This is a genomic window from Curtobacterium sp. MCBA15_004 (assembly GCF_001865055.2).
GTDB lineage: Bacteria > Actinomycetota > Actinomycetes > Actinomycetales > Microbacteriaceae > Curtobacterium.
Genome location: NZ_CP126266.1, coordinates 1481581 through 1504608 on the forward strand (window position 1 = coordinate 1481581; position 23028 = coordinate 1504608).

The 23028-nt window shown below is 72.6% G+C and carries 15 protein-coding genes and 1 pseudogene; 14 read left to right on the top strand and 2 right to left on the bottom strand.

Going from position 1 to position 23028, the window contains the following annotated elements; genetic code table 11:
* Positions 1-193: 193 nt before the first annotated feature.
* Positions 194-1567 (top strand): glucose-6-phosphate dehydrogenase, encoded by a 1374-nt coding sequence (locus tag QOL16_RS07015; protein ID WP_071284912.1) that lies wholly within the window; start codon positions 194-196, stop codon positions 1565-1567.
* 69 nt (positions 1568-1636) lie between these two features.
* Here QOL16_RS07015 and QOL16_RS07020 read toward each other — a convergent pair whose 3' ends face one another.
* Both QOL16_RS07020 and QOL16_RS07025 read right to left on the bottom strand, forming a co-directional pair.
* The gene (locus tag QOL16_RS07020) at positions 1637-3526 is read right to left on the bottom strand and encodes a glycoside hydrolase family 15 protein (RefSeq protein WP_083395071.1); all 1890 of its coding nucleotides are present in this window, start codon (positions 3524-3526) and stop codon (positions 1637-1639) included.
* A 175-nt stretch (positions 3527-3701) separates the two neighbouring features.
* Positions 3702-4766: an App1 family protein gene (locus QOL16_RS07025; protein WP_065960911.1), complete on the bottom strand. Its 1065-nt coding sequence runs from the start codon at positions 4764-4766 to the stop codon at positions 3702-3704.
* 190 nt (positions 4767-4956) lie between these two features.
* Between QOL16_RS07025 and QOL16_RS07030 the strand changes: the two genes are divergently transcribed.
* From QOL16_RS07030 to holA, 13 genes and pseudogenes are all read left to right on the top strand, one after another.
* Complete coding sequence (locus tag QOL16_RS07030) at positions 4957-5604, top strand: TetR/AcrR family transcriptional regulator (protein WP_065960913.1); 648 nt, start codon at positions 4957-4959, stop codon at positions 5602-5604.
* 307 nt (positions 5605-5911) lie between these two features.
* A complete protein-coding gene (locus tag QOL16_RS07035; RefSeq protein ID WP_065960916.1) occupies positions 5912-6826 on the top strand; it encodes an ABC transporter ATP-binding protein in 915 nt (304 codons plus the stop codon).
* The gene (locus QOL16_RS07040; protein ID WP_065960919.1) at positions 6823-7548 is read left to right on the top strand and encodes an ABC transporter permease; all 726 of its coding nucleotides are present in this window, start codon (positions 6823-6825) and stop codon (positions 7546-7548) included. Before QOL16_RS07035 ends, QOL16_RS07040 begins: the two co-directional genes overlap by 4 nt.
* Positions 7545-8285 carry an ABC transporter permease gene (locus tag QOL16_RS07045; protein ID WP_065960921.1) on the top strand — a complete coding sequence of 247 codons (741 nt, stop codon included), beginning with the start codon at positions 7545-7547 and terminating at the stop codon, positions 8283-8285. Before QOL16_RS07040 ends, QOL16_RS07045 begins: the two co-directional genes overlap by 4 nt.
* The gene (locus QOL16_RS07050; RefSeq protein ID WP_065960922.1) at positions 8282-9217 is read left to right on the top strand and encodes an ABC transporter substrate-binding protein; all 936 of its coding nucleotides are present in this window, start codon (positions 8282-8284) and stop codon (positions 9215-9217) included. Before QOL16_RS07045 ends, QOL16_RS07050 begins: the two co-directional genes overlap by 4 nt.
* Positions 9218-9491: 274 nt before the next feature.
* Positions 9492-10904 carry a cytochrome ubiquinol oxidase subunit I gene (locus QOL16_RS07055; RefSeq protein ID WP_071247368.1) on the top strand — a complete coding sequence of 471 codons (1413 nt, stop codon included), beginning with the start codon at positions 9492-9494 and terminating at the stop codon, positions 10902-10904.
* A 19-nt stretch (positions 10905-10923) separates the two neighbouring features.
* Positions 10924-11928 (top strand): cytochrome d ubiquinol oxidase subunit II, encoded by a 1005-nt coding sequence (gene cydB, locus QOL16_RS07060; protein WP_071284911.1) that lies wholly within the window; start codon positions 10924-10926, stop codon positions 11926-11928.
* Between the two features lie 13 nt (positions 11929-11941).
* Entirely contained in the window at positions 11942-13630 is a 1689-nt protein-coding gene (gene cydD / locus QOL16_RS07065) for a thiol reductant ABC exporter subunit CydD (protein ID WP_071284910.1), read from the top strand.
* Positions 13627-15336, top strand: a complete 1710-nt coding sequence (gene cydC / locus QOL16_RS07070; protein WP_071284909.1) for a thiol reductant ABC exporter subunit CydC — start codon at positions 13627-13629, stop codon at positions 15334-15336. Before cydD ends, cydC begins: the two co-directional genes overlap by 4 nt.
* Positions 15337-15563: 227 nt before the next feature.
* A complete protein-coding gene (leuS, locus tag QOL16_RS07075; RefSeq protein ID WP_071284925.1) occupies positions 15564-18125 on the top strand; it encodes a leucine--tRNA ligase in 2562 nt (853 codons plus the stop codon).
* 250 nt (positions 18126-18375) lie between these two features.
* On the top strand, positions 18376-19167 hold the full coding sequence (locus QOL16_RS07080; RefSeq protein WP_071284908.1) for a ComEA family DNA-binding protein: 792 nt from the start codon (positions 18376-18378) through the stop codon (positions 19165-19167).
* A 677-nt stretch (positions 19168-19844) separates the two neighbouring features.
* Positions 19845-21002, top strand: a pseudogene (locus QOL16_RS07085) (ComEC/Rec2 family competence protein); the annotation flags it as partial.
* A 732-nt stretch (positions 21003-21734) separates the two neighbouring features.
* Positions 21735-22754 carry a DNA polymerase III subunit delta gene (gene holA / locus QOL16_RS07090; RefSeq protein ID WP_071247473.1) on the top strand — a complete coding sequence of 340 codons (1020 nt, stop codon included), beginning with the start codon at positions 21735-21737 and terminating at the stop codon, positions 22752-22754.
* Positions 22755-23028 lie beyond the last annotated feature (274 nt).

The window sequence follows — 23028 nt, forward strand, 5'->3', positions numbered from 1 at the left end:
CACCCTCGGGCGGCACCTCATCCGGTGCCGCCCGACGTGTGTCCGGAGCAGGTCGAGCACCCCTCATCGTCCCGGCACCCGTACCCCACCCCGACCGAACACTCGGTCCGGACCGGGTATCCCGGGAATCAACCGGCCCGCACGCGGCTTGAGCCCGAGCGGACCCTCCCACCAGCGAAAGGAGTCACCTCCGGTGACCGACAAGCGCACCCTCATCATCTTCGGCGCGACGGGCGACCTCGCCTCCCGCCTGCTGCTGCCGGGCCTCGGCACGTTCCTGCAGAGCGGTCGAGCGGTTCCCGTCCAGCTGATCGGCACCGGCCGCAGCGCCCGCAGCGAGGAGCAGTGGAAGGACGTCGTCACGAAGTCCTTCGCCTCGCAGGACGTGCACGGCGCCGAGGTCGACGCGACCCTCGAGTCGACCCGCTTCATCCAGGGCGACCCCACCGACCCCGAGCACCTCGAGGCGCTCCTCGACGCCGCGGAGTCGGAGCCGATCCTCTACTTCGCGCTCCCGCCGCAGATCGCGTCCGACATCTGCGAGGCCCTGCAGCAGGTGGAGCTCCCCGAGGGCACCACCCTCGCGTTCGAGAAGCCGTTCGGCACCGACGTCGCCAGCGCCCGGGCCCTCAACGAGACGGTCCTCAAGCTCGTCCCCGAGGAGCGCGTGCACCGCACCGACCACTTCCTCGGTCGCACGACGGTCCTCAACATCATCGGTCTGCGTTTCGCGAACCGACTGTTCGAGCCGATCTGGAACGCGGACAACATCGAGAAGGTCGACGTCTTCTACGACGAGACCCTCGGCCTCGAGAACCGCGCGCAGTACTACGACGAGGCCGGTGCGATGGTCGACATGATCCAGTCGCACCTGCTGCAGATCCTCGGGCTCGTGACGATGGACGCCCCCGCGGCCATCGACTCGGTCGAGTTCCGCTCCTCGCTCGCCCGCGTGCTGCGCTCGACGCGCCTCAAGGGTGACGACGCGACGATCGCGTCCCGTCGTGCCGTCTACACGGCCGGCACGATCGACGGCAAGGAACTGCCGTCGTACCAGGACGAGGACGGCGTCGACAAGTCGCGCGAGACCGAGACCCTGGCCGAGATCGAGGTCGAGGTGGACACCGCGCGCTGGAAGGGCGTGCCGTTCACCCTCCGTTCCGGCAAGGCGCTCGGCGCCAGCCGCAAGGAGGTCCTCATCACCTTCAAGCCGGTGCCGCGTCTGCCCTCGGGCCTGTCCGGTCGCCCGAAGGCCGACACGCTCCGCATCGTCCTCAACCCGGACGAGATCGAGCTGTCGGTGTCGGCCAACGGCGGCGGCAACCCGTTCGAGATGGGCCAGGTCACCCTGTCGTCCTCGTTCGACGACGGTGAGCTGACGCCCTACGGCGAGGTCCTCAACGGCATCTTCCACGACGACCCGCTGCTCTCGATCCGCGGCGACGTGGCCGAGCGCTGCTGGGAGATCGTCGAGCCCGTCGTCGCCGCCTGGAAGGCCGGCGACGTCCCGCTCGAGGAGTACCGCGCCGGTTCGCGCGGTCCGGCCGAGTGGGTCTCGTCGTCCTGACGGACGTCACCCCCTGACGGACGGGAGGCGCGGTGCCGGCTGGCACCGCGCCTCCCGTCCGTCACGGGGTCAGGACGGTGAGCCGGCGCGCGTCCCCTCGCCGGTCCAGGACCGCGTGCCGCCGTCGTGGACGGCGAGGCGCGTGCGGTGGCCGGAGGCCTCGCCGCGTGCGCGGGCGATCGCGTCGGCCGCGGACACGAGGGTCAGGTGCGACAGCACCTGCGGGGTGTTGCCGATCTGGTGTCCGGTGGCGACGTCGACCTCCTCGGACAGCATGCCGACGTCGTTCGCGTAGCCGACGAGCACGTCCATGAGGCGTTCGGCGTCGTCGACGCGACCCGATGCGGCGTACTGCTCCACGAGCCAGAACGAGCACGCCAGGAAGGGGTGCTCGCTGCCGGACAGCCCGTCGAAGCCGGCGCTCGTGCGGTAGCGCAGCACGAGTCCGTCGTCGCCGACGCGGAGGTCCTGTTCGATCGCCGCCACGGTGCCGGTCATGCGGGGGTCGTCGGCCCGGCAGTACCCGACCTGCGGGAGGACGAGCAGGCTCGCGTCGACCTCGTCGGTGTCGTAGTGCTGGCGGTAGGCGCCGCGCTCCGCGTTCCAGCCGTGCTCCTCGATCTCGGCGCGGACCTGGTCGCGCAGGGTGCGCCAGCGGTCGACGGGGCCCTCGAGCCCGAACTCCTCGACGGCGGCGACGCCCCGGTCGAACGCGGCCCAGATCATCGCGCGCGAGTGGGTGAAGTGCCGGCGGGGTCCGCGCATCTCCCAGATGCCGTTGTCCGGTTCCTGCCAGTGGTCCTCGACGTAGCCGAGCAGCGCGCGCTGGAGGGCCCAGGAGTCGGCGTTCTCCTCGACGCCGAGCTCGCGGGCGTCGTGGAGCGCTGCGAGCACCTCGCCGAAGACGTCCCCCTGGTACTGCGTCGACGCGCCGTTGCCGACCCGGACCGGCGTGGAGCCGAGGTAGCCGGGCAGCTCGTCGAGCGTCCGCTCCGGCAGTTCGCGCTCCCCGGCCACCCCGTACATGATCTGCACGTCGGCGGGGTCGCCGGCGATCGCGCGGAGCAGCCAGCCGCGCCAGTGCGTCGCTTCGTCGCGGTAGCCGTGCGCGATGAGGGACGCGAGAGCGAGCGAGGCGTCGCGGAGCCAGACGTAGCGGTAGTCCCAGTTGCGTTCGCCGCCGGGGTCCTCCGGCAGGCTCGTGGTCGCCGCGGCGACGACCCCGCCCGTCTCGCCGTGGGTCATCGCGCGCAGCAGGAGGAGCGACCGGCGCGACGCCTCCGCGTACGGGCCCTCGGTGTGCGCGGTCGCCGACCAGTCCCGCCACCACCGGGTGGTGTGCGCGAGGGCCGCGTCCACGTCGAGCGGCTCCGGCGGCTCGCGGTGCGACGGGTACCAGGTGAGCACGGTGTCGACGACGTCCCCGTCGTGGACGGTCGTCGTCGCGGTGTGGCGGTGGTCCTCCGCGTGGAAGCGCACGCCGCGGACGACGACCGATCCCGGACCGGCGGTGGCGAGCAGCGACGGGTCGTCGTCGTCGCCGATCTGCCGGACCCAGGGGAGCGCACGGGCGTAGTCGAACCGGATGCGCAGGGTCTGCTGGACTTCGACGGACCCCTGCAGGCCCCGGACCCGTCGGACGATCGCCGCCCGGTGCGCGCCGACCGGCATGAAGTCGGTGACCTCGACGACGCCGGTGTCGGTCGTCCACACCGTCGACAGGACGAGCGTGTCCGGCAGGTGCCGTCGGACGGCGGTGGCGCCGGGGGCGGCCGGGCGGAGCGTCCAGTGGCCGTGGTCCTCGTCGCCGAGGAGCGACGCGAAGGTCGACGGGCTGTCGAACCGCGGCAGGCACGCCCAGTCGATCGTGCCGTCGCGGCCGACCAGCGCGGCCGTGCCCGTGTCGCCGATCAGGGCGTGGTCCTCGATGCGGTTCGGCGGCGGCGTCGCGTGGCTCATGGTGGCGATCCAACCACCGGTGGCCGTGGACGACGGTCGGGGGACTGAGGGTGTGCTCAGCGCCGTGGGAGCGGTTCGGAGCGGGGACGGGCCAGGGCCGGGCGGCCCGGCTCCGGAGCCGCGCGGCGGCTCGGCACGGTGTGGCTCGGAGCGGTCCCGCTCGGAGCCGTGCTGGTCAGAGCGGTGCGGAGGAGTCCGCCTCGGTGATGCCGACGCGGGAGAGCTCCGACCAGAGGCCGGCGCCGTCGGGGGCGTACACCCACGGCGACGAGGAGTCACGCGTGCGCTCCTGGCCCCGCGACCGACCACCGGCGAGGACGGCCTCGCTGGTGGAGAGCTGCCGGATCGCGACCCCGGCGACGTTCTCCGGGTGCTCCCGCGCGAACTCGCCGTACAGGGCCTCGTCGTGCTGCCCGTCGTCGCCGACGAGCAGCCACTGCACGTCGGGGAAGTCCGCCGCGAGGCGCCGCAGGTTCTCCTGCTTGTGCAGCTGGCCGCTCCGGAAGAACCGGTCGTGGGTGGGGCCCCAGTCGGTCAGCAGCAGGGTGCCGGTCGGGTACATGTTGCGCGTCAGGAAGCGCTGGAGGGTCGGTGCGACGTTCCACGCCCCCGTGGACAGGTAGACCGTCGGGGCGCCCGGGTGCTGGGCGAGCACGCGCTCGTACAGCACGGACATGCCCGGGACGGGGCGGCGGGCGTGCTCGGTGAGGACGAAGGAGTTCCACGCCGCCAGCATCGGGCGGGGGAGCGAGGTCACCATCACGGTGTCGTCGATGTCGGACAGCAGCCCGAAGCGGGTGTCCGGGTCGACGATGAAGACGTCCGCCTCGACGTCACGCATCCCACCGGCCGAAAGGCGCACGGTCTGCCACCCCGGTTCGAGGGTGATCGGCACCTTGACGTCCACGACACCGCCGCGGTCGGACTGCACCACGTGGGTCGTCCCGCCCGCGGTGACCGTGACCTCGGCGTCGTCGACCGCGACGCTCGTGAAGCTCTTCCACCCGCGCACGCCGTAGAACGAGGCGTCGGAGGCCAGGCCGCGGCGGGTGAGCAGCACGCGGCAGAGCACCCGGATCCACCCCGGAGCGCCGTAGCCGGTGTACGGCACGACGGTCGGGACGAGGCCCCGGCGTCGCGCGCGGTGCTCCCGGAACTCCTGGACGGCATCCTCGATGCGGGCCGCACGGTGCAGGATCGGCTCGGCCAGCGACAGCTCGTGGGGCTTCGGGTCGGGCATCTGCCCACTATCCCACGCCGGGCCGTGCGGCGTCGGACCACGCTCGGGAGGGCCGCGCGACCCGGCTCTCCTGTGGTGAGTCGCAGCGACGTTCCAGCCGTGCTCTGCGAGCATTGCCCCGTCACGCAAGACGACAGCGTCCGGAAGGACGCCCACCTGATCGCGCCCACGTGGTGCAAGAGGAGAACACGTGCTCGTCACCGAGGTATCGAACGCACTGCCGGGGGGATCATCACTGCTCAGGAACGAGCCGGTCCAAGCCCGCAGTTCGGCGCGCCTCGCGGGCCTCCTCGACGCTGCTGCGGCGGTGATCGACGAGATCGGCTTCGAGCGCCTGACCACCGCGATGGTCGCCGAACGTGCCGGTGCGTCCATCGGCACGGTCTACCGCTACTTCCCGGACCGCATCGCCGTGGTCGAGGCGCTCGCGATCCGCAGCACGCAGCGGCTGGCCGAACGCTTCCTGACGGCGCTCGACGAGAGCGACGCCGAGACCTGGCAGGACGCCTGCGACGCGCTGATCGACGCCACCGTCGCGATGTACCGCACCGAGCCGGGCTTCCGCGCGATCCGCTTCGGCGACGCCGCGGACACCGGCACCGGAGACCCCGAGGACCGCATGGGCGCGCTGGGGGCGGCCGTCGCACAGGTCCTGCACGACCGGTTCGGCTTCCCGACCGGTGAACGGGTCGAGCGCACCTGGGTCGTGCTCGCCGAGTCCGCGCACGCCGTCATCGCCCGTGCGACCGCGGACCGCAGCAATCCCGACACCGCCCTCATCGACGAGTACCGCACGATGAGCCGCGCACACCTCGAAGCGGTGGTCGCCGCCGCCTGACGGCCACGACCCGCCCGGGTCGACGATGCCCGTACTCCCACGGAGTGCGGGCATCGTCGCGTCCGCGGCCGTCCGCGGCCGTCCGCGGCTGTCCGCGGCCGTCCGCGGCTGTCCGCGGCCGTCCGCGGCCGTCCGCGGCCGTCCGGCGCCGTCCGCCGCCCGGTCCGGTGCCCGACGGTCGCTGGGTGCGCGTCCAGATCGTCCGTTGTCCGCATGCCGTCATGGATCGTCACCACGGAACACCGCCCGGGGCACACGGGTAGGGTCACTCGGAGTCGGGCTACCTCCGAACCGAAGGGCACCCACCATGATCGAGTTCCGCTCCGTGCGCAAGACGTACCCGGACGGCACCACCGCGGTCGACGACTTCAGCCTCGTCATCCCGTCCCGCACCACGACCGTCTTCGTCGGGTCGAGCGGCTGCGGCAAGACCACCCTGCTCCGCATGATCAACCGCATGGTCGACCCCTCGTCGGGCACCGTGGAGATCGACGGCGAGGACGTCGCGGGCGTCGACCCCGTGCAGCTCCGCCGCCGCATCGGCTACGTGATGCAGAGCGCCGGTCTGCTGCCGCACCGGAAGGTCGTCGACAACATCGCGACCGTGCCCCTGCTCACGGGCGTGTCCAAGGCCGAGGCGCGTGCGCGTGCCCTCGAGCTGATGGACACCGTCGGGCTCGACCGGGCGTTCGCCGACCGGTACCCCTCGCAGCTCTCGGGTGGGCAGCAGCAGCGCGTCGGCGTGGCACGGGGCCTCGCGGTGGACCCCAACGTCCTGCTCATGGACGAGCCGTTCGGCGCCGTGGACCCGCTGGTGCGCAACGACCTGCAGGACGAGCTCATCCGACTGCAGCGCGAGCTCGGCAAGACCGTGGTCTTCGTCACGCACGACATCGACGAGGCGTTCAAGCTCGGCGACCAGGTCGTCATCCTCAAGAAGGGCGGCGAGATCGCGCAGCTCGGCACGCCGGCCGAGATCCTGTCGGAGCCGGCCGACGACTTCGTGGCGAACTTCATCGGCGCCGGACGCGGCCGACGGGCCCTGCGGGTCGAGCAGACGCCCACCGGGCCGATCGTCGTCGACGGGGACGGGCGCGCCGCGGGCGTGCTGACCGGCCCCGTGCAGGTGGTGGACGCTGCGGCATCGGTGCCGCACGCAGCAGAGGCCGGGGCGCGTGACACCGCCGCGGGTGCTCCGGCGCAGGGTGGGAGCGACCGGTGAACTGGGTCACGGGGAACCTCGACACCATCACGTCGAACCTGGTCGCCCACATCTGGTTGTCGGTCCCGCCGATCGTCCTGAGCTTCCTGTTGTCGGTCCCGATCGGGCTGCTCATCAGTCGGCTCCGTCGCCGCCCGAACCGGGCCGCGCGGGCGACCGGATCGGCCTTCGTCGTCGTCACGAGCCTGCTCTACACGATCCCGGCGCTGCCGCTGTTCCTGGTGCTCCCGGCGATCATCGGCACGAGCTACCTCGACCCGGTGAACGTGGTCATCGCGATGACGATCTTCGGCGTCGCGCTGATGGCCCGGTCCGCGGCCGATGCCGTCGACGCGGTCGACGCGGACGTCGTCGGAGCCGCCGAGGCGCTCGGGTACTCCGCGTCGCAGCGGTTCTTCAAGGTGGAGCTGCCGCTCGCCGGGCCGGTCCTGCTCGCGGGCATCCGCGTCGTGTCCGTCTCGACGATCAGCCTCGTGACGGTCGGTGCGCTCATCGGCATCCCGAACCTCGGCTTCCTGCTGACGGACGGCCTGAAGCGCGCCATCAGCGTGGAGATCCTGACCGGCATCGTGCTCACGATCGTCCTGGCCCTGGTCTTCGACGTCCTGCTGGTGGCGCTCGGCCGGTTGCTCATGCCCTGGACACGGGGCAACGGACGCGTGGCGCGTTCCGCCCGTCGTGCCGGCACCGACGGCGTCCGCCGGAGCGAGGTGGCAGCGTGAACCTCTTCGCCCAGGGCATCGCCTGGATCTTCGACCCCGCGAACCACGTCGGACCGGACGCCATCGGTGTCCGGCTCTGGGAGCACGTCTGGATCACGCTGCTCGCGGTCGGCATCGCCGTCGTGATCGCGGTCCCGATCGGTCTGCTCATCGGCCACACCGGCAAGGGCCGCTCGATCGCGGTCGGTGTCTCCGGCGGCATCCGGGCACTCCCGACGCTCGGGCTGCTCACGCTGCTCGCGCTCTGGATCGGGCTCGGCGTCCAGGCTCCGCTCATCGCCCTCGTCGTCCTGGCGATCCCGTCCGTCCTCGCCGGCGCCTACTCCGGCGTGGAGGCCATCGACCGGGTCACGATCGACGCCGCACGCGCCCAGGGCATGACCGCCTGGCAGCTGCTCGTCCGTGTCGAGGTCCCGCTCGCGCTCCCGCTGATCGTCGGGGGCATCCGCGCCGCCGTGCTGCAGGTCGTCGCGACCGCGACCCTCGTGGCCTACATCAACGCCGGAGGGCTGGGCGGCTACGCCTTCTCCGGCATCGCCAACTCGGACTACGCGGAGGTGCTCGGCGGCTCGATCATCGTGATCGCGCTCGCGATCGCCTTCGAGGTCCTCTTCGCCGCGCTCCAGCGGCTCGCCGTCCCCGCGGGTGTCTCTGCCGGGTCCGCGGGCCGGGCGCGTCGGAACACCCGTCGCTCGGCACCACGAGCAGCAACCCCTGTGGAAGGAACCCACCCGTGATCACAGCACCCACCAAGCGGCTCGCCGCGGCCGTCGCCGTCGCCTCCGCCGTCGCCCTCACCCTCGCGGGCTGCTCCTCGAGCGACCCGCTGTCGTCCGGCTCGGGCTCGGGGGACTCGAAGACGATCGTCGTCGGCTCGCAGGCGTACCCCTCGAACGAGATCATCGCCGAGCTGTACGCGCAGGAGCTCGAGCACGAGGGCTTCACCGTCACCAAGAAGCTCAACATCGGTCAGCGCAAGGCGTACTGGCCCGAGATCGAGAAGGGGAGCATCTCGGTGTTCCCCGAGTACAACGGCAACCTGCTGAACTTCCTGCTGCAGGAGGACGGCAAGTCGACCACCACCGAGACGACGACCGACGGCATCAACTCGGCCCTCTCGTCGGCGCTGCCCTCCGGGGTCAAGGCGCTGCCGTCCGCGGACGCGTCGGACGCCGACACGTACACCGTGACGCAGGAGACGGCGGACAAGTACGGCCTGAAGTCGATCGCCGACCTGTCGAAGATCGGCGGGACGATCTCGATCGCCGCCAACCCCGAGTTCGCGACGGCCGCCTACGGCCCGAAGGGACTGAAGGAGAAGTACGGCATCGACGGCACGGTGAACCAGCAGAACGACTCGGGCGGCCCGCTCACGATCAAGGCGATCCAGGACGGCGACGCCCAGGTCGCCGACATCTACTCCGCGAGCGCCTCGATCAAGACCGAGAAGCTCGTGACCCTCGAGGACCCGAAGCACCTCGTTCCCGCGAACAACGTCACGCCCATCGTGTCGAAGGACCTCGACTCGAAGGCCGCCGACGCGATCGAGAAGGTGAACAAGCTGCTCACCACCGACGTGCTGATCGAGCTGAACCGACAGAACTCGGTCGATCAGAAGTCGGCGTCGTCGGTCGCGAAGGCGTTCCTGCAGGACAAGGGCCTGCTGTAACGACCCGGTACGGAAAGAACGACAGGCGTCGGGCTTCGAGCCCGGCGCCTGTCGTCGTCCCAGCACCCGGAGAATGCACGCTCGTTCCGCACGCTTGTGCCGATCACGGCCCCTGCACGTTCGTGCAGAGCGCCTCTCTACAACTTGTCGAAGCAGGTGTCCGAGCAGTAGCGTGGAGGTGTCCCAACGGAGTGTGACAGCAGAAGTTCCCCCTTCCACAGGAAGCAACTGACGTGCACGAACAGCGCGCGGCGGCCCGGCAAGGACACGCCGCATGAACGACCTCCTCGATCCCCTCGTCCTGTCGCGGTGGCAGTTCGGTCTCACGACCATCTACCACTTCCTCTTCGTCCCGCTGACGATCGGCATGGCCCTCGTCGTGGCCGTGTTCCAGTCCGCGTGGGTCCGCACCGGCCGGCCGCACTACCTGCAGCTGACGCGGTTCTTCGGACGGATCTTCCTCATCAACTTCGCGATGGGGGTGGTGACCGGCATCGTGCAGGAGTTCCAGTTCGGCATGAACTGGTCGAACTACTCCCGCTTCGTGGGCGACGTGTTCGGCGCCCCGCTCGCGCTCGAGGGCATCCTCGCCTTCTTCTTCGAGGCGGCCTTCATCGGGGTGTGGATCTTCGGCTGGGACCGCCTGCCGAAGGCGCTGCACCTGGCGAGCATCTGGTGCGTCAGCGTGGGCACGATGCTGTCGGCGTACTTCATCCTCGCGGCGAACGCGTTCATGCAGCACCCGGTCGGCTTCGCGATCAACCACGCCAAGGGCCGGGCCGAGCTCACCGACATCTGGGCCGTGCTGACCAACAAGGTCGCCCTCGCGGCCTTCCCGCACACGCTCTTCGGCGCGTTCATGGTGGCCGCGTCGGTCATCGTGGCGGTCGCTGCCTACCACCTGGCGCGGAACCAGCACCTCGAGACGATGCTGCCGGCCCTGAAGTTCGGCATGTGGACCATGCTCGCGTCCGGGGCGCTCACCGTCCTGTCCGGCGACCAGCTCGGCCTGACGATGGTCGACACGCAGCCGATGAAGATGGCCGCGGCCGAGGCGCTCTACAACACCTCGACCGGCAAGGACGCGTCGTTCTCGATCTTCACGCTCGGGACGCCGGACGGGGTGCACGAGCTCTTCTCGATCCGCATCCCGTACCTGCTGTCGTTCCTGTCGACGCACACCTTCACGGGGACCGTCGAGGGCATCAACGACCTGCAGGCGCAGTACTCCACGGTCTACGGCCCGGGCGACTACAAGCCGATCATCTGGGTGACCTACTGGTCCTTCCGCTGGATGATCGCCCTGGGGGTCGGTGCGGTGCTGGTGTCGGTCGTCGGGCTCTGGCTGACCCGCGGCGGTCGGCTGCCCGTCAAGCGCTGGATCTGGCGCGTGGCGACCTGGTCGGTCCCGCTGCCCATGGCCGCGATGATCATGGGCTGGGTCTTCACCGAGATGGGCCGGCAGCCGTGGCTGGTCTTCGGGCTGCTCCGGACGGCGGACGGCGTCTCGCCGAACGTCACCGGGCTCGAGGTCCTCATCTCGCTCGTGGTCTTCACGCTCATCTACGGCGCGCTCGCGGTCGTCGAGTTCCGACTGATCAAGAAGGTCGCGCAGGAGGGCCCAGCCGCCCCGGCGGAGGTCGACGAGGAGACCGGCGAGGTCAAGCACGAAGTGACGGTCTACTAGTGATGGGAACCGTGTAGCCATGGACCTGCCAGTGCTCTGGTTCGCGATCGTCGGCGTGTTCTTCGTCGGGTACTTCGTCCTCGACGGGTTCGACTTCGGCGTCGGGATGTCCCTGCCGTTCCTCGGCCGCGACGACACCGACCGCCGCGTCCTCATCAACACCATCGGCCCGGTGTGGGACCTCAACGAGACATGGGTCATCGTCGCCGGGGCCTGCCTCTTCGCAGCCTTCCCGGAGTGGTACGCCACGATGTTCTCGGGGTTCTACCTGGCGCTGCTGCTCATCCTCGCGGCGCTCATCGCCCGCGGCGTCTCGTTCGAGTACCGCCACCAGGAGAAGCACCTCGCCTGGAAGCGCCGCTTCGACCTCATGATCGTGGTCGGCAGTGCGGTGCCGGCGTTCCTGTGGGGCGTCGCCTTCGGCAACGTCGTCCGCGGCATCCCGATGGATGCCGGGCACAACTACACCGGGACGCTGTTCGACCTGCTGAACCCCTTCGCGCTCCTCGCCGGCCTGGCGACGCTGACGGTGTTCTTCACCCACGGCGTCGTGTTCGTCACGCTGAAGACCGAGGGCGAGATCCGGGAGCGGGCGAAGCGCCTGGCGACGCGTGCGGGCATCGTCACGATCCTCGTCGCGGCGGCGTTCCTGGTCGCGATGGCCTTCGTCCGCGCGACCCCGGCCAGCCTCGTCCTGTCCGTCGTCGCCGCCGTCGCACTCGTCCTCGCGGTGCTCTGCTCCGCGTGGGGCAAGGAAGGACGTGCGTTCGCGCTCATGGCCCTCACGATCGCGGCCGTCGTCCTGGCGATGTTCACGGCGGTCTTCCCCGACGTGATGCCCGCGTCGAACGACCCCGCGAACAGCCTCACGGTCGCGAACGCCAGCAGCGGGACCTACACGCTCACGGTGATGAGCTGGGTCGCACTCGTCTTCCTGCCGCTCGTGCTCGCCTACCAGGCGTGGACGTACTGGGTGTTCCGCAAGCGGGTCTCCCGCGCACACGTCGCGCAGGCCGCGCACTAGGACGGACACGACGATGAAGCCCCTCGACCCGCGGCTCCTCCGGCTGTCCCGCACGGCGCGCGGCTTCCTCGTCGCGTCGGCCGCGACCGGGCTCGTCCGCACGGCGGCGACGATCGGCATCGCATGGGGGATCGCCGCCGCGGTCACCCTCGGGGTCGACGCCGTCCGTGCCGGCGTGGTCCCCGCGGCACTGACCCCGACGCTCGCGCTGCTCGGTGCGGCCTTCGTCGTGCGGGCCGCAGCGGCGTGGGCGACCGACGACCTCGCGGCACGCGCCGGCGCCCGGGTGAAGAGCGAACTCCGCACCACGGTGCTCGAACGGGCGGCGGCGCGCGGACCGGCGTGGCTCGCCGGGCGCTCGACGGCGGGCTTCGCCACCACGCTCGGACCGGGGCTCGACGCGCTCGACGCGTACTTCGGCCGGTACCTGCCCCAGCTCGCGCTCACGGCGGTCGCGACGCCCGTGCTGCTCCTCGCGATCGGGGCCGCCGACCTGACGAGCGGCCTCGTGATCCTCCTCGCGATGCCGGTCATCCCGGTGTTCATGGTCCTCATCGGCCTGGCGACCCAGGCGTTGCAGCGTCGGCAGTCGGACGCGCTCGCGCGGCTCGGTGCGACGTACACCGAGGCCGTCGAGGGACTCGCGACCCTCAAGGTCTTCGGGCGGGCGCGACGCCAGGTCGGCCGCATCGGCACCGTGACGGACGAGTACCGCCGGGGCACGATGGGCGTCCTGCGGCTCTCCTTCGTCAGCGGCTTCGCCCTCGAGCTCGCCGCCAGCCTGTCGATCGCCCTCGTCGCCGTCTCGATCGGCGTGCGCCTGGTCGACGGGTCGCTCGGGCTCGGCGCCGCGATGTTCGTCCTCGTCCTCGCCCCGGAGGCGTTCGCCCCGATCCGACAGGTCGGCGCGGACTTCCACGCCGCCCAGGACGGCGTCGAGGCGTCCGGCGCCGTCCTCGACGTGCTCGACGACCGCGCCCCGTCCACCACGACCACCGACACCGACACCGACACTCACGCGGTCACCGCCACGGGCACGACCGACCCCGTCGGCACCGACCTGGTGCTCGACGGCCTCACCGTCCGCCGTCCCGACGTCGTGGTCGGCCCGCTGCACCTGCGTGCCGCATCCGGCACGGTCGTCGCCCTCGCCGGCCCGAGCGGCGCGGGCAAGTCCACCCTCCTCGCCGCGATCCGCGGCGTCCTGCCGCACGAGGGCACCGTGCAGGTCCCCGGACCCGGCGGCACGCCGCGCGCCGCGCGGACCACCTGGGCCGACCAGCGCCCGCGTCTCGTGCGCGGGTCCGTCGGCGAGAACGTCGCCCTGCACACCGAGCCCGTCGACGCGGACGTGCGCCGCGCCCTGGCCGCCGTGGGGCTGGGACTCGACCCGCGCCTCCCGGTCGGTTCCGGCGGCACCGGCCTGTCCGGCGGGCAGGCGCAGCGCGTCGCGGTCGCCCGCGCCCTGTACCGCGCGGACCGCACGCACACCCCGCTCGTCCTGCTCGACGAGCCGACCTCGGCGCTCGACGCCGAGGCGGAGCAGCAGGTCGTGCGCGCCGTGCGCGCGCTCGCCGACGGCGGCGCGGTCGTCGTCGTGGCCAGCCACCGCCCAGCCCTGCTCGCCGCGGCCGACGTCCGCGTCGACGTGCGACCCGACGGCTCGACGGCGGTCACCCGGCTCGCGCAGGTCGGCGCATGACCGCCACGACACGGCGGACCGGCCGGGAGGCGCGACCCACCTCCGTCCTGCGGCTCGCCCTGCCACGCGGGGCGGGTTGGACGCGCGCGCTGGTCGCCGGGACCCTCAGCGCGCTGTGCGCGGTCGCCCTGCTCGCGGCGAGCGGGTACCTCATCACCCGGGCGGCGGAGCACCCGCCGATCCTGTACCTGACGCTCGTCATGGTCGGCGTCCGCGCGTTCGCCCTCGGTCGCGCCGCGCTGCGGTACGTCGACCGGCTCGCCGGGCACGACGCGTCGTTCCGCCAGCTCGCGGTCGTCCGGACCGAGACCTACCGCCGGCTCGCGTCCGTGGCACCGGCCGGTCTCGGGCAGACCGGACGCGGTGACCTGACCACACGGCTCGTCACCGACACCGACCGGCTGCAGGACCTGCCCATCCGGGTGGTCGGCCCGCTGGTGTCCGCGGGCGTCGTGGCGCTCGCCTCGGTCGTCGCGGTCGCGCTCGTCTCGGTGCCCGCCGCGCTCGTGCTCGTCACCGCGATCGTCGTCGCGGCCCTGGTCGGGTCGGTCGTGACGCTCGCGGTCGCCCGCCGGTCGGACCGGGAGACCGCCGCGGAGCGCGGGCACGTCGCCGACCTCGTGCTCGACACCGTCCGCACCCTCGACGTCTTCACCGCCTACGGCACCCTCGACGACCGCCTCGCACACGTGGCCGCGCTCGACGCCCGGGTCACCCGTGCGGTCCGACGCCGTGCCGCCGTCGAGTCCCTGGTCGGGGCGCTCGTCGGCCTGGTCGGCGGCGGTGCGGTGGTGGGGATCATCGCGGTCGGTGCCCCGGCCGTCGTGTCCGGTGCCCTCGACGGCCCGCTCTGGGCCCTCGCCGTGTTCGTCCCGCTCGCCCTGTTCGAGGTCGTCGGGGGTGTCCCGCTCGCGGTCCTCACGTACCGCCGGGTCCGGGCCGCGGCCGAGCGCGTCGAGCAGGTCGTGCCCGCCGAGCTGCCAGCCGGCATCGTGCCCGAGCCGGACGAGCCCGCAGACGCCCGGGACCTCGTCGTCGACGGGCCCGTCACGGTCCGGGTGCGCGACCTCACCGTGCGCTGGCCCGGAACGTCCGCGCCCGCGGTCGACGGGGTGTCGTTCGACCTGCTCCCCGGCGAGGTCGTCGTGCTCGAGGGGCCGAGCGGCGCGGGCAAGTCGACCCTCGTCGACGCGCTCGTCCGGTTCGTCGACCACGAGGGCTCATACACGCTCGACGGCGTCGAGACGCGGACGATGCACCCCGACGCGGTCCGGGCCCGGGTCGGGCTGATCGAGCAGGACCCGTTCGTCTTCGACCAGACCGTCCGGCAGAACCTCCTGTTCGCTCGGGACACCGCGAGCGACGCCGAGCTGCTCGCGGTGCTCGACCGGGTGGGACTCGGGGCGTGGGCCGCGCGTCGTGGTGGTCTGGACGCGCCCGTGGGGGAGCGCGGTGGGCTCGTGTCCGGCGGACAGGCGCACCGGCTCGCCCTCGCGCGGGCGCTGCTGCACGCGTTCCCCGTGCTCGTGCTCGACGAGCCGACGGCCGACGTCGACCCGGACCTCGGCGACGCGGTCCTGCGCGACCTCGTCGGGGTCGCCCGTGCCGCCGGGCGCTCCGTGCTCGTGGTGTCGCACGTGCCGGTCGCGGCCGACCTCGTCGACCGGACGCTCCGGATGCGGGCCGGGCGGTTCGTGTCGGTGTGACCGGTCGCCCCGCGTCGGCCTGATCGTCCGGCCCGCGCGTGCGCGGTGGTGACCGGGCCGCCTGCCGGACGCGGGCGGGCCGACGGGGCCGGACCGGGCCTCCAGGCCCCGCGTGACCGGGCGGCGGGTCACCGGAGCGACCCGCCGAGCGTGACCGGGCCACCTGCCGGACGCAGGCGGTCCGACGGGGCCGGACCGGGCCTCCAGGCCTTGTACGCTGGGTGACCGTGACCACCGAGCACCCCACCGAGCCCGCAGCCGTCGACCCGGACGCCTACGACTTCCGCCGAATCCAGGAGAAGTGGCAGCCCCGGTGGGAGGAGCTCGGGCTCTTCACGACCGACCTCGACGACACGCGACCCCGCAAGTACATCCTCGAGATGTTCCCGTACCCGTCCGGCGACCTGCACATGGGGCACGCCGAGAACTGGGCGCTCGGCGACTTCGTGGCGCGCTACTGGCGGCAGCAGGGCTTCAACGTCCTGCACCCGATCGGGTGGGACTCCTTCGGCCTGCCCGCCGAGAACGCCGCGATCAAGCGCGGTGTCGACCCGGCGGAGTGGACCTACGCGAACATCGAGCAGCAGAAGGCGTCGTTCAAGCGGTACGCGCCGTCCTTCGACTGGACGACCGAGATCCACACCTCGGACCCCGAGTACTACAAGTGGAACCAGTGGCTGTTCCTCAAGATGTACGAGAAGGGCCTGGCGTACCGGAAGGACAGCTGGGTCAACTGGGACCCGGTGGACCAGACCGTGCTCGCGAACGAGCAGGTGCTGCCGGACGGGACCTCCGACCGGTCCGGTGCCGTCGTCGTCAAGAAGAAGCTGACGCAGTGGTACTTCGCCATCACGAAGTACGCCGATCGCCTGCTCGACGACCTCAACCAGCTCGAGGGCCGCTGGCCGGCGAAGGTCATCGCGCAGCAGCGCAACTGGATCGGCCGGTCCGTCGGCGCCGACGTCGACTTCGTGATCGAGGGCCGCGACGAGCCCGTCACGGTGTTCACGACGCGTCCGGACACCATCCACGGCGTGACCTTCCTGGTCGTCGCGCCGGACTCCGACCTCGCGGCGTCGCTCGTCGCGTCCGCGCCCGACGACGTCCGGGCCGCGTTCGACGACTACCTGACGGCGACGCAGAAGACCTCCGAGATCGACCGGCAGAACGCCGACCGCCCGAAGACCGGCGTGCCGCTCGGCCGCTCCGCGATCCACCCGCTGACGGGGGAGCGCCTGCCGATCTGGGCCGCCGACTACGTGCTGGCCGACTACGGCCACGGCGCGGTCATGGCCGTCCCGGCGCACGACCAGCGCGACCTCGACTTCGCGCGGGCGTTCGACCTGCCCGTCCGCGTCGTCGTCGACACCAACGCCGCGGTGACGGGTGCGATCCCGGTCATCCCCGAGGGTGCGACGCTCGAGGACCTGCCCGCCCTCGACCCGGCGTCCACCGGCGAGGCGCTGACCGGTCAGGGCCGGATGATCAACTCCGGGCCGCTCGACGGCATGTCGAAGCAGCACGCGATCACCGCGGCGATCGCGCTCCTCGAGGAGCGCGGCACCGGTCGCGCCGCGAAGACCTACCGCCTGCGCGACTGGCTCATCTCGCGCCAGCGTTTCTGGGGCACCCCGATCCCGATCATCCACGGTGCGGACGGCAGCGAGCACCCGGTGCCGCTCGACCAGCTGCCCGTGCGTCTGCCGTCCACCGAGGGGCTCGACCTCAAGCCGAAGGGCACCTCGCCGCTCGGTGGGGCCACCGACTGGGTGAACGTCCCGAACCCCGTCGACGGCACGCCCGCGACGCGCGACACCGACACGATGGACACGTTCGTCGACTCGTCGTGGTACTTCCTGCGCTTCCTGTCGGCGAACGACGACACCCAGGCGTTCGACCCGGAGGCGGCACGCCGCTGGGCCCCGGTCGACCAGTACATCGGCGGCATCGAGCACGCGATCCTGCACCTGCTGTACGCGCGTTTCGTCACGAAGGTCCTGTTCGACCTCGGGTACCTCGACTTCACCGAGCCGTTCTCGGCGCTGCTCAACCAGGGCATGGTGTTGTCCGGCGGCTCGAAGATGTCGAAGTCGAAGGGCGGTGTGTCGCTCGGCGACGAGCTCGACGCGAACGGTGTCGACGCGATCCGCCTCGTCATGGGATTCGCCGGACCGCCCGAGGACGACATCAACTGGGAGGACGTGTCGCCGTCGGCGTCCGCGCGCTTCCTGGCGCGCGCGTACCGTCTGGCGCTCGACGTGACCTCGTCGCCCGACGCCGTGTGGGCGGACGGGGACCGCGCCCTGCGCCAGGTGACGCACCGCTTCCTCGCCGACGCCCCCGGCATGATGGAGGCGTTCAAGTTCAACGTCGTGATCGCCCGTCTGATGGACCTGGTGAACGTCACCCGCAAGGCCATCGACAGCGGCCCCGGTGCCGGCGACCCCGCCGTGCGCGAGGCCGTCGAGACGGTCGCGCTGGCACTCGCCGTCTTCGCCCCGTACACGGGCGAGGAGATGTGGGAGAAGCTGGGCTACGAGGCCACCGTCGCCACGTACGGCTGGCGGAAGGCCGACCCGACGCTGCTCGTGCAGGACACCCTGACCGCGGTGGTCCAGGTGAACGGCAAGGTGCGCGACTCGTTCGAGGTGTCGAAGTCGATCGAGCCGGACGAGCTCGAGCTGCTCGCGCGGTCGTCGGCAAACGTGCAGCGGTACATCGGTGACCGGGAGATCGTGAAGGTCATCGTGCGGGCGCCGAAGCTCGTGAACATCGCGATCAAGGGCTGATCGGCCGGGGCTGACCGTCCCGTCTGGCTGGTCGTCGCGAGGGTCCGGGCGTGTGCCCGGGCCCTCGTGTCGTTCTTGTCACGCGTGTCCTTCGTGTGGCGCGTGTCGTGCGTGTCGCTCGTGTCGTTTCTGTCGGGTGTGTCGTGCGAGTCGCTCGCGTCGTTCCTGCACAGGGGCGGTTGTGCGTCGCTCGTCCACAGGTGGGCCGGCTGGGCCCGTCGAGGACCTCCGGAGTTCGTAGCGTGCCGGCATGAGCACGCCGACACCGGACGACCCGACGCCGAGCGCTTCCTGGTGGCACCGGTGGACGCTCTCGCCCCGCGCCGCCGTGCTCACCGGCGCGGTGGTCGTCGCGGTGGCGCTCGTCGTCGTCGGCGTGGGCGCGATCGGTGGCCCGTCGAGCGAGGACGTGACCGTCACCGGGGCGGGGACGGCCCTGTCCGGTGCGGGCGGCGGAGCGCCAGCCGGCCGACCCGCTGCTGCCGACGGGGAGCCCGGGGCAGGCCGATCGTCGCCGCCGTCGACGTCGCCGCCTTCGGGCGCGCCGTCGAGCGTCGCCGTGTACGTGCTCGGTGCGGTCGGGCACGCCGGCGTCGTGCAGGTGCCCGCGGGCTCCCGCATCGAGGTGGTGCTCGAGCGCGCCGGGGGACCCGCAGCCGACGCCGACCTGACCCGGCTCAACCTCGCGCGGCTCGCCGTCGACGGCGAACGGTTGTACGTCCCACGGGTCGGCGAGGACGTCGTGCCCGAGGCCCTGGCGCCGGACACGGGCGGTGGGGGCGGCAGCGGGACGGGTGGTGCCGGCGCGGGTGCTGTTGGTGGCGGGGCTGCTGGCACCTCGGGGCCGGACGCGGTCGTCGACCTCAACACCGCCGACCAGGCCGCACTCGAGACCCTGCCCGGGATCGGCCCGTCCCTCGCCGCACGGATCATCGCCTGGCGGACCGAGCACGGCCGGTTCTCGTCGGTCGAGGACCTCCTGGACGTCAGCGGGATCGGCGACGGACGGTTCGCGGAGCTGCGCGACCGGGTGCGGGTGTGAGCGCCGCCGGAGTGGACCCACGAGCCGCTGCGGGCGTCGACCTGCGGCCGGCTCTGGCCGATCTGCGGTCCGCCGGGCCGGTCGCCGTCGCCTGGGTGCTGGCCGCGCTGCTCGTGGGTGCGCCCGGGGCAGCGACGACCACCGCGGTCGCGTCCGCCGTGGGCCTGCTGCTCGCGCTGGTGGTGCTCGTGCGCCCGTCACCAGGAGCGGTGCCGACCGTGTCCCGAGCGGCTGCCGTCCGTGTGGTCGCCGCGGTGCTGCTCACCACGGCGGGGTGCTGTTCCCTCGTGTCGCTCGCGGTCGTGACGGGGGAGCACCGCCGGTCGCCGGAGGAGCTCGTCCGGACGGTCGGCAGGACCGTGACCGTCGACCTCGTGCTCACCCGTGACCTCGGACCCGGGGACCGCTCCGTCTCCGCGACCCTGCGGCGCGCCACCGACGCCCGCTCGGCCTCTGCGGGTGGGACACGGTCGACGCTCGACGTCCCGGTCCGGGTCGTGCCCGCGGACCGGACCGTCGCAGCCGCCGGGACCCGGCTCGTCGGGCGGGGGACCGTCGAACGCGACGAGCCCGGCTCACCGACGGCCGCCGTCGTCTTCCTCCGCGGACGCCCCGAGGTCGAGCCACCGTCCGGGCTCCTCGCGGCGACCGACCGGGCGCGCCGGGCCTTCGTCGCCGTGACCGAGGACCGGCCCGAGCCGGGCGCCGCGCTCCTCCGCGGTCTGGCGATCGGGGACCGCAGCGGGCTCGACGCGGAGACCGAGGCGGCGATGGAGACGTCGGCACTGACGCACCTCACGGCGGTGTCCGGATCGAACAGCGCCGTCGTGGTCGGGCTCGTGGTCGTCGTCGGTCGTGCACTCGGGGTGCCGCGCGTCGTGCGTGCCGTGTCGGCGGTGGTGCTGCTCGTCGGGTTCGTCGTCCTGGTCCGGCCCGACCCGTCGATCCTCCGAGCGACCGTGATGGCCGTCGTCGTCCTGGTCGTCCGCCTCGCCGGGCGCCCGGTGCGGGGCGTCCCGCTCATCGCGCTGGCCGCGGGCGGGATGCTCGTGGTCGACCCCTGGTACGCGCGGTCCGTCGCGTTCGTGCTCTCGGTGCTCGCGACCGCCGGGATCGTCGTCCTCGCGCCGCCCCTGACCGTGCTCCTCGGCAGGCGCCTGTGGGGACCGGTCGCGGCGGCCGTGGCCGTGCCCGTCGCCGCCCAGGCCGCGTGCTGGCCCGTCACGGTCGTGCTCGCGCCGACCTTCCCGACCTACGCGGTCCCGGCGAACCTGCTCACCGAGCCGCTCGCGCCGCTCGTGACGGTCCTCGGGCTCGCGGCCTGCCTCGTCGCACCGGTGTGGCCCGCCGGTGCCGGCGCGCTGGCGGTCGTCGCGTGGGCGCCTGCCGCGGCGATCGGTGCGATCGCGCACGGTGCGTCCTCGCTGCCGGGATCGTCCCTCGCTTGGCCGTCCGGCATCGTCGGGGTCGCCGCGGCCGCGGTCGTCAGTGCGGCCGTGGCCGTCGCGGTCCTCACCCGACCGGCCGTCCGGTCCCGGGTGCTCGTCGCAGGAGCGGTCGTGTTCCTGGTCGGGATCGGTGCGGTCGTGGTCCCACGGTGGGTCGTGCGGGGGAGCGTGCCCGGGGACTGGGCGGTGGCCGCGTGCGACGTCGGGCAGGGCGACGCCGTGCTCGTGCGCGACGGACGTCCGGGTGACCCCGTCGCCCTCGTCGACACCGGTGACGACGAGGAGCGCCTGCGCACCTGCCTCGACCTGCTCGGGGTGCGACGGATCGACCTGCTCGTGCTGACCCACTTCGACCGCGACCACGTGGGCGCCGTGTCCGCGGTCGCGCACCGCAGCGACCGTGCACTCGTCGGCCCGACCGGTCGTGCGGCGGACGAGCGCGTGGTCGACGACCTCCGGGACGCCGGGGTCGACGTGCGCGCCGCGGACGACACGACGGCCGGGGAGCTCGGGCGGCTGCGGTGGTCGGTCCGGTGGCCGACAGCGGGTTCGACCACCGCGGGCAACGACGCGAGCGTGGTCCTGCAGACGGGGGCCGGGAGCGACTGCGCCACCTGTGTCCCCGGGGTCTTCCTCGGCGACCTCGGCGAGGACGCGCAGCGTCGGCTCCGTCCGCACGTGCCCGGACACCCCGACGTGGTCAAGGTGGCGCACCACGGTTCCTCCGACCAGGACCCGGGCCTGTACCGGCAGCTCGCGGCCGCTGTCGGGCTCATCGGCGTCGGCGCCGACAACACGTACGGGCACCCGACGCGCGCGGCACTCGACGACCTGCGCGCGGCCGGGACCGAGGCGTTCCGCACCGACACCCAGGGCACGGTCGTGGTGTCGCGAGCGCCCGGGGGAGCACTGCGGGTGTGGACGGAGCGCAGGGCCGAGGAGCGGCCGTCGGCATCACCCTCGACGACGACGTCGGTGCTGCCGGCTGCTCCGGTCTCGTCCGCGCGGCTGCCCGACCGGGAGCCGGGGCAGTGGCCGGCGGGAGCGCCGGCAGGGTCGGCGGCGGGCCGTAGGATCGTCGCGGGCCGAGGACGCTCGCGCCCGCGACGGAAGGACCGCATGCCCGCCAAGAAGCCCTCGCGCGCCGCCGCAGCGATCGACCAGGTCCCGTGGTCGGGCATCCGACCCGCGCCGGTCGTGCTCGTCACCGGCCCCGAGTCCTTCCTCGCCGAGCGCGCGAGCAGCGTCCTCCGCGACCTGCTGGTCGGCGAGGACCCGGCGCTCGAGGTCCACGACCTCGAGGCAGACCAGTACGCGCCCGGTCTCCTGTCGACCCTCGCGAGCCCGTCGCTCTTCGGCGAGCCCCGACTCGTGCGGGTGACGAACGTCGAGAAGTGCACCGACGCCTTCATCACCGAGACGATCAGCTACCTGCAGGCGCCCGCCGACGACGTCACGCTCGTGCTCCGGCACGGTGGCGGTGTCCGCGGCAAGAAGCTCCTCGACACCATCCGCAGCGGGGTCGGTGGCGGCATCGAGGTGCAGTGCGACGAACTCAAGCGCGAGACCGACAAGATCGACTTCGTCAACGCCGAGTTCCGGGCCGCCCGTCGCAAGATCGCACCCTCGGCGGTGCGCACCCTCGTCGCCGCCTTCGCGGACGACCTCGCCGAGCTCGCTGCGGCCTGCCGCCAGCTGCTGGCCGACGAGGCGCAGGAGATCACCGACCGGGTCGTCGACAAGTACTACGGCGGCCGCGTCGAGACGAACGCGTTCAAGGTGGCCGACCTCGCACTCGCCGGGCGCTCGGCGCTCGCGATCGTGGAGCTCCGGCACGCGCTGGCGACGGGTGAGGCCCCCGTCCCGATCGTCGCCGCCTTCGCGAGCAAGATGCGCACGATGGCGAAGGTCAGCTCGTTCCGCGGGTCGAGCGGTCAGGCGGCGTCGGCGCTCGGCATGGCGCCGTGGCAGGTGCAGCGTGCGCAACGGGACGTCGCCGGGTGGAGCGAAGCCGGGCTTGCGAACGCGATCACGAGCGTCGCCGAGGCCGACACCGCGGTGAAGGGTGGCTCGCGCGACGCGCACTACGCGCTCGAGGTCATGGTCCGGGTGATCGCCCGGCGCGGCGAGGCCCGCTGACCTCTCGCGTTGCGGCCGTCGCGGCCTGGCACGGTCGCGCTGCCCGCCGCTGCCCGCCGCTCGCCGCTGCCCGCCGCTCGCTGGTGCGCGTTGCTCCTGCACAACCGGAAGCACGTCGCACCACGGAAGTTCGTGGCGCGACGTGCTTCCTCTTGTGCGACGCACCAGCCCGGCACCCCGCCACCCGGCACCCCGCCACCCGGCACCCCGCCACCCCCGCACACGACGAAGGCCCCGCACCTTCCGGTACGGGGCCTTCGTGCAGCGCTCAGGA

Excerpts from the sequence above, each read along its gene's own strand:
- QOL16_RS07020 (WP_083395071.1), bottom strand. The coding sequence starts at position 3,526 with ATGAGCCACGCGACGCCGCCGCCGAACCGCATCGAGGACCACGCCCTG.
- QOL16_RS07025 (WP_065960911.1), bottom strand. The coding sequence starts at position 4,766 with ATGCCCGACCCGAAGCCCCACGAGCTGTCGCTGGCCGAGCCGATCCTG.
- QOL16_RS07035 (WP_065960916.1), top strand. The coding sequence starts at position 5,912 with ATGATCGAGTTCCGCTCCGTGCGCAAGACGTACCCGGACGGCACCACC.
- QOL16_RS07055 (WP_071247368.1), top strand. The coding sequence starts at position 9,492 with ATGAACGACCTCCTCGATCCCCTCGTCCTGTCGCGGTGGCAGTTCGGT.
- cydB (WP_071284911.1), top strand. The coding sequence starts at position 10,924 with ATGGACCTGCCAGTGCTCTGGTTCGCGATCGTCGGCGTGTTCTTCGTC.
- cydD (WP_071284910.1), top strand. The coding sequence starts at position 11,942 with ATGAAGCCCCTCGACCCGCGGCTCCTCCGGCTGTCCCGCACGGCGCGC.
- cydC (WP_071284909.1), top strand. The coding sequence starts at position 13,627 with ATGACCGCCACGACACGGCGGACCGGCCGGGAGGCGCGACCCACCTCC.
- QOL16_RS07080 (WP_071284908.1), top strand. The coding sequence starts at position 18,376 with ATGAGCACGCCGACACCGGACGACCCGACGCCGAGCGCTTCCTGGTGG.
- holA (WP_071247473.1), top strand. The coding sequence starts at position 21,735 with ATGCCCGCCAAGAAGCCCTCGCGCGCCGCCGCAGCGATCGACCAGGTC.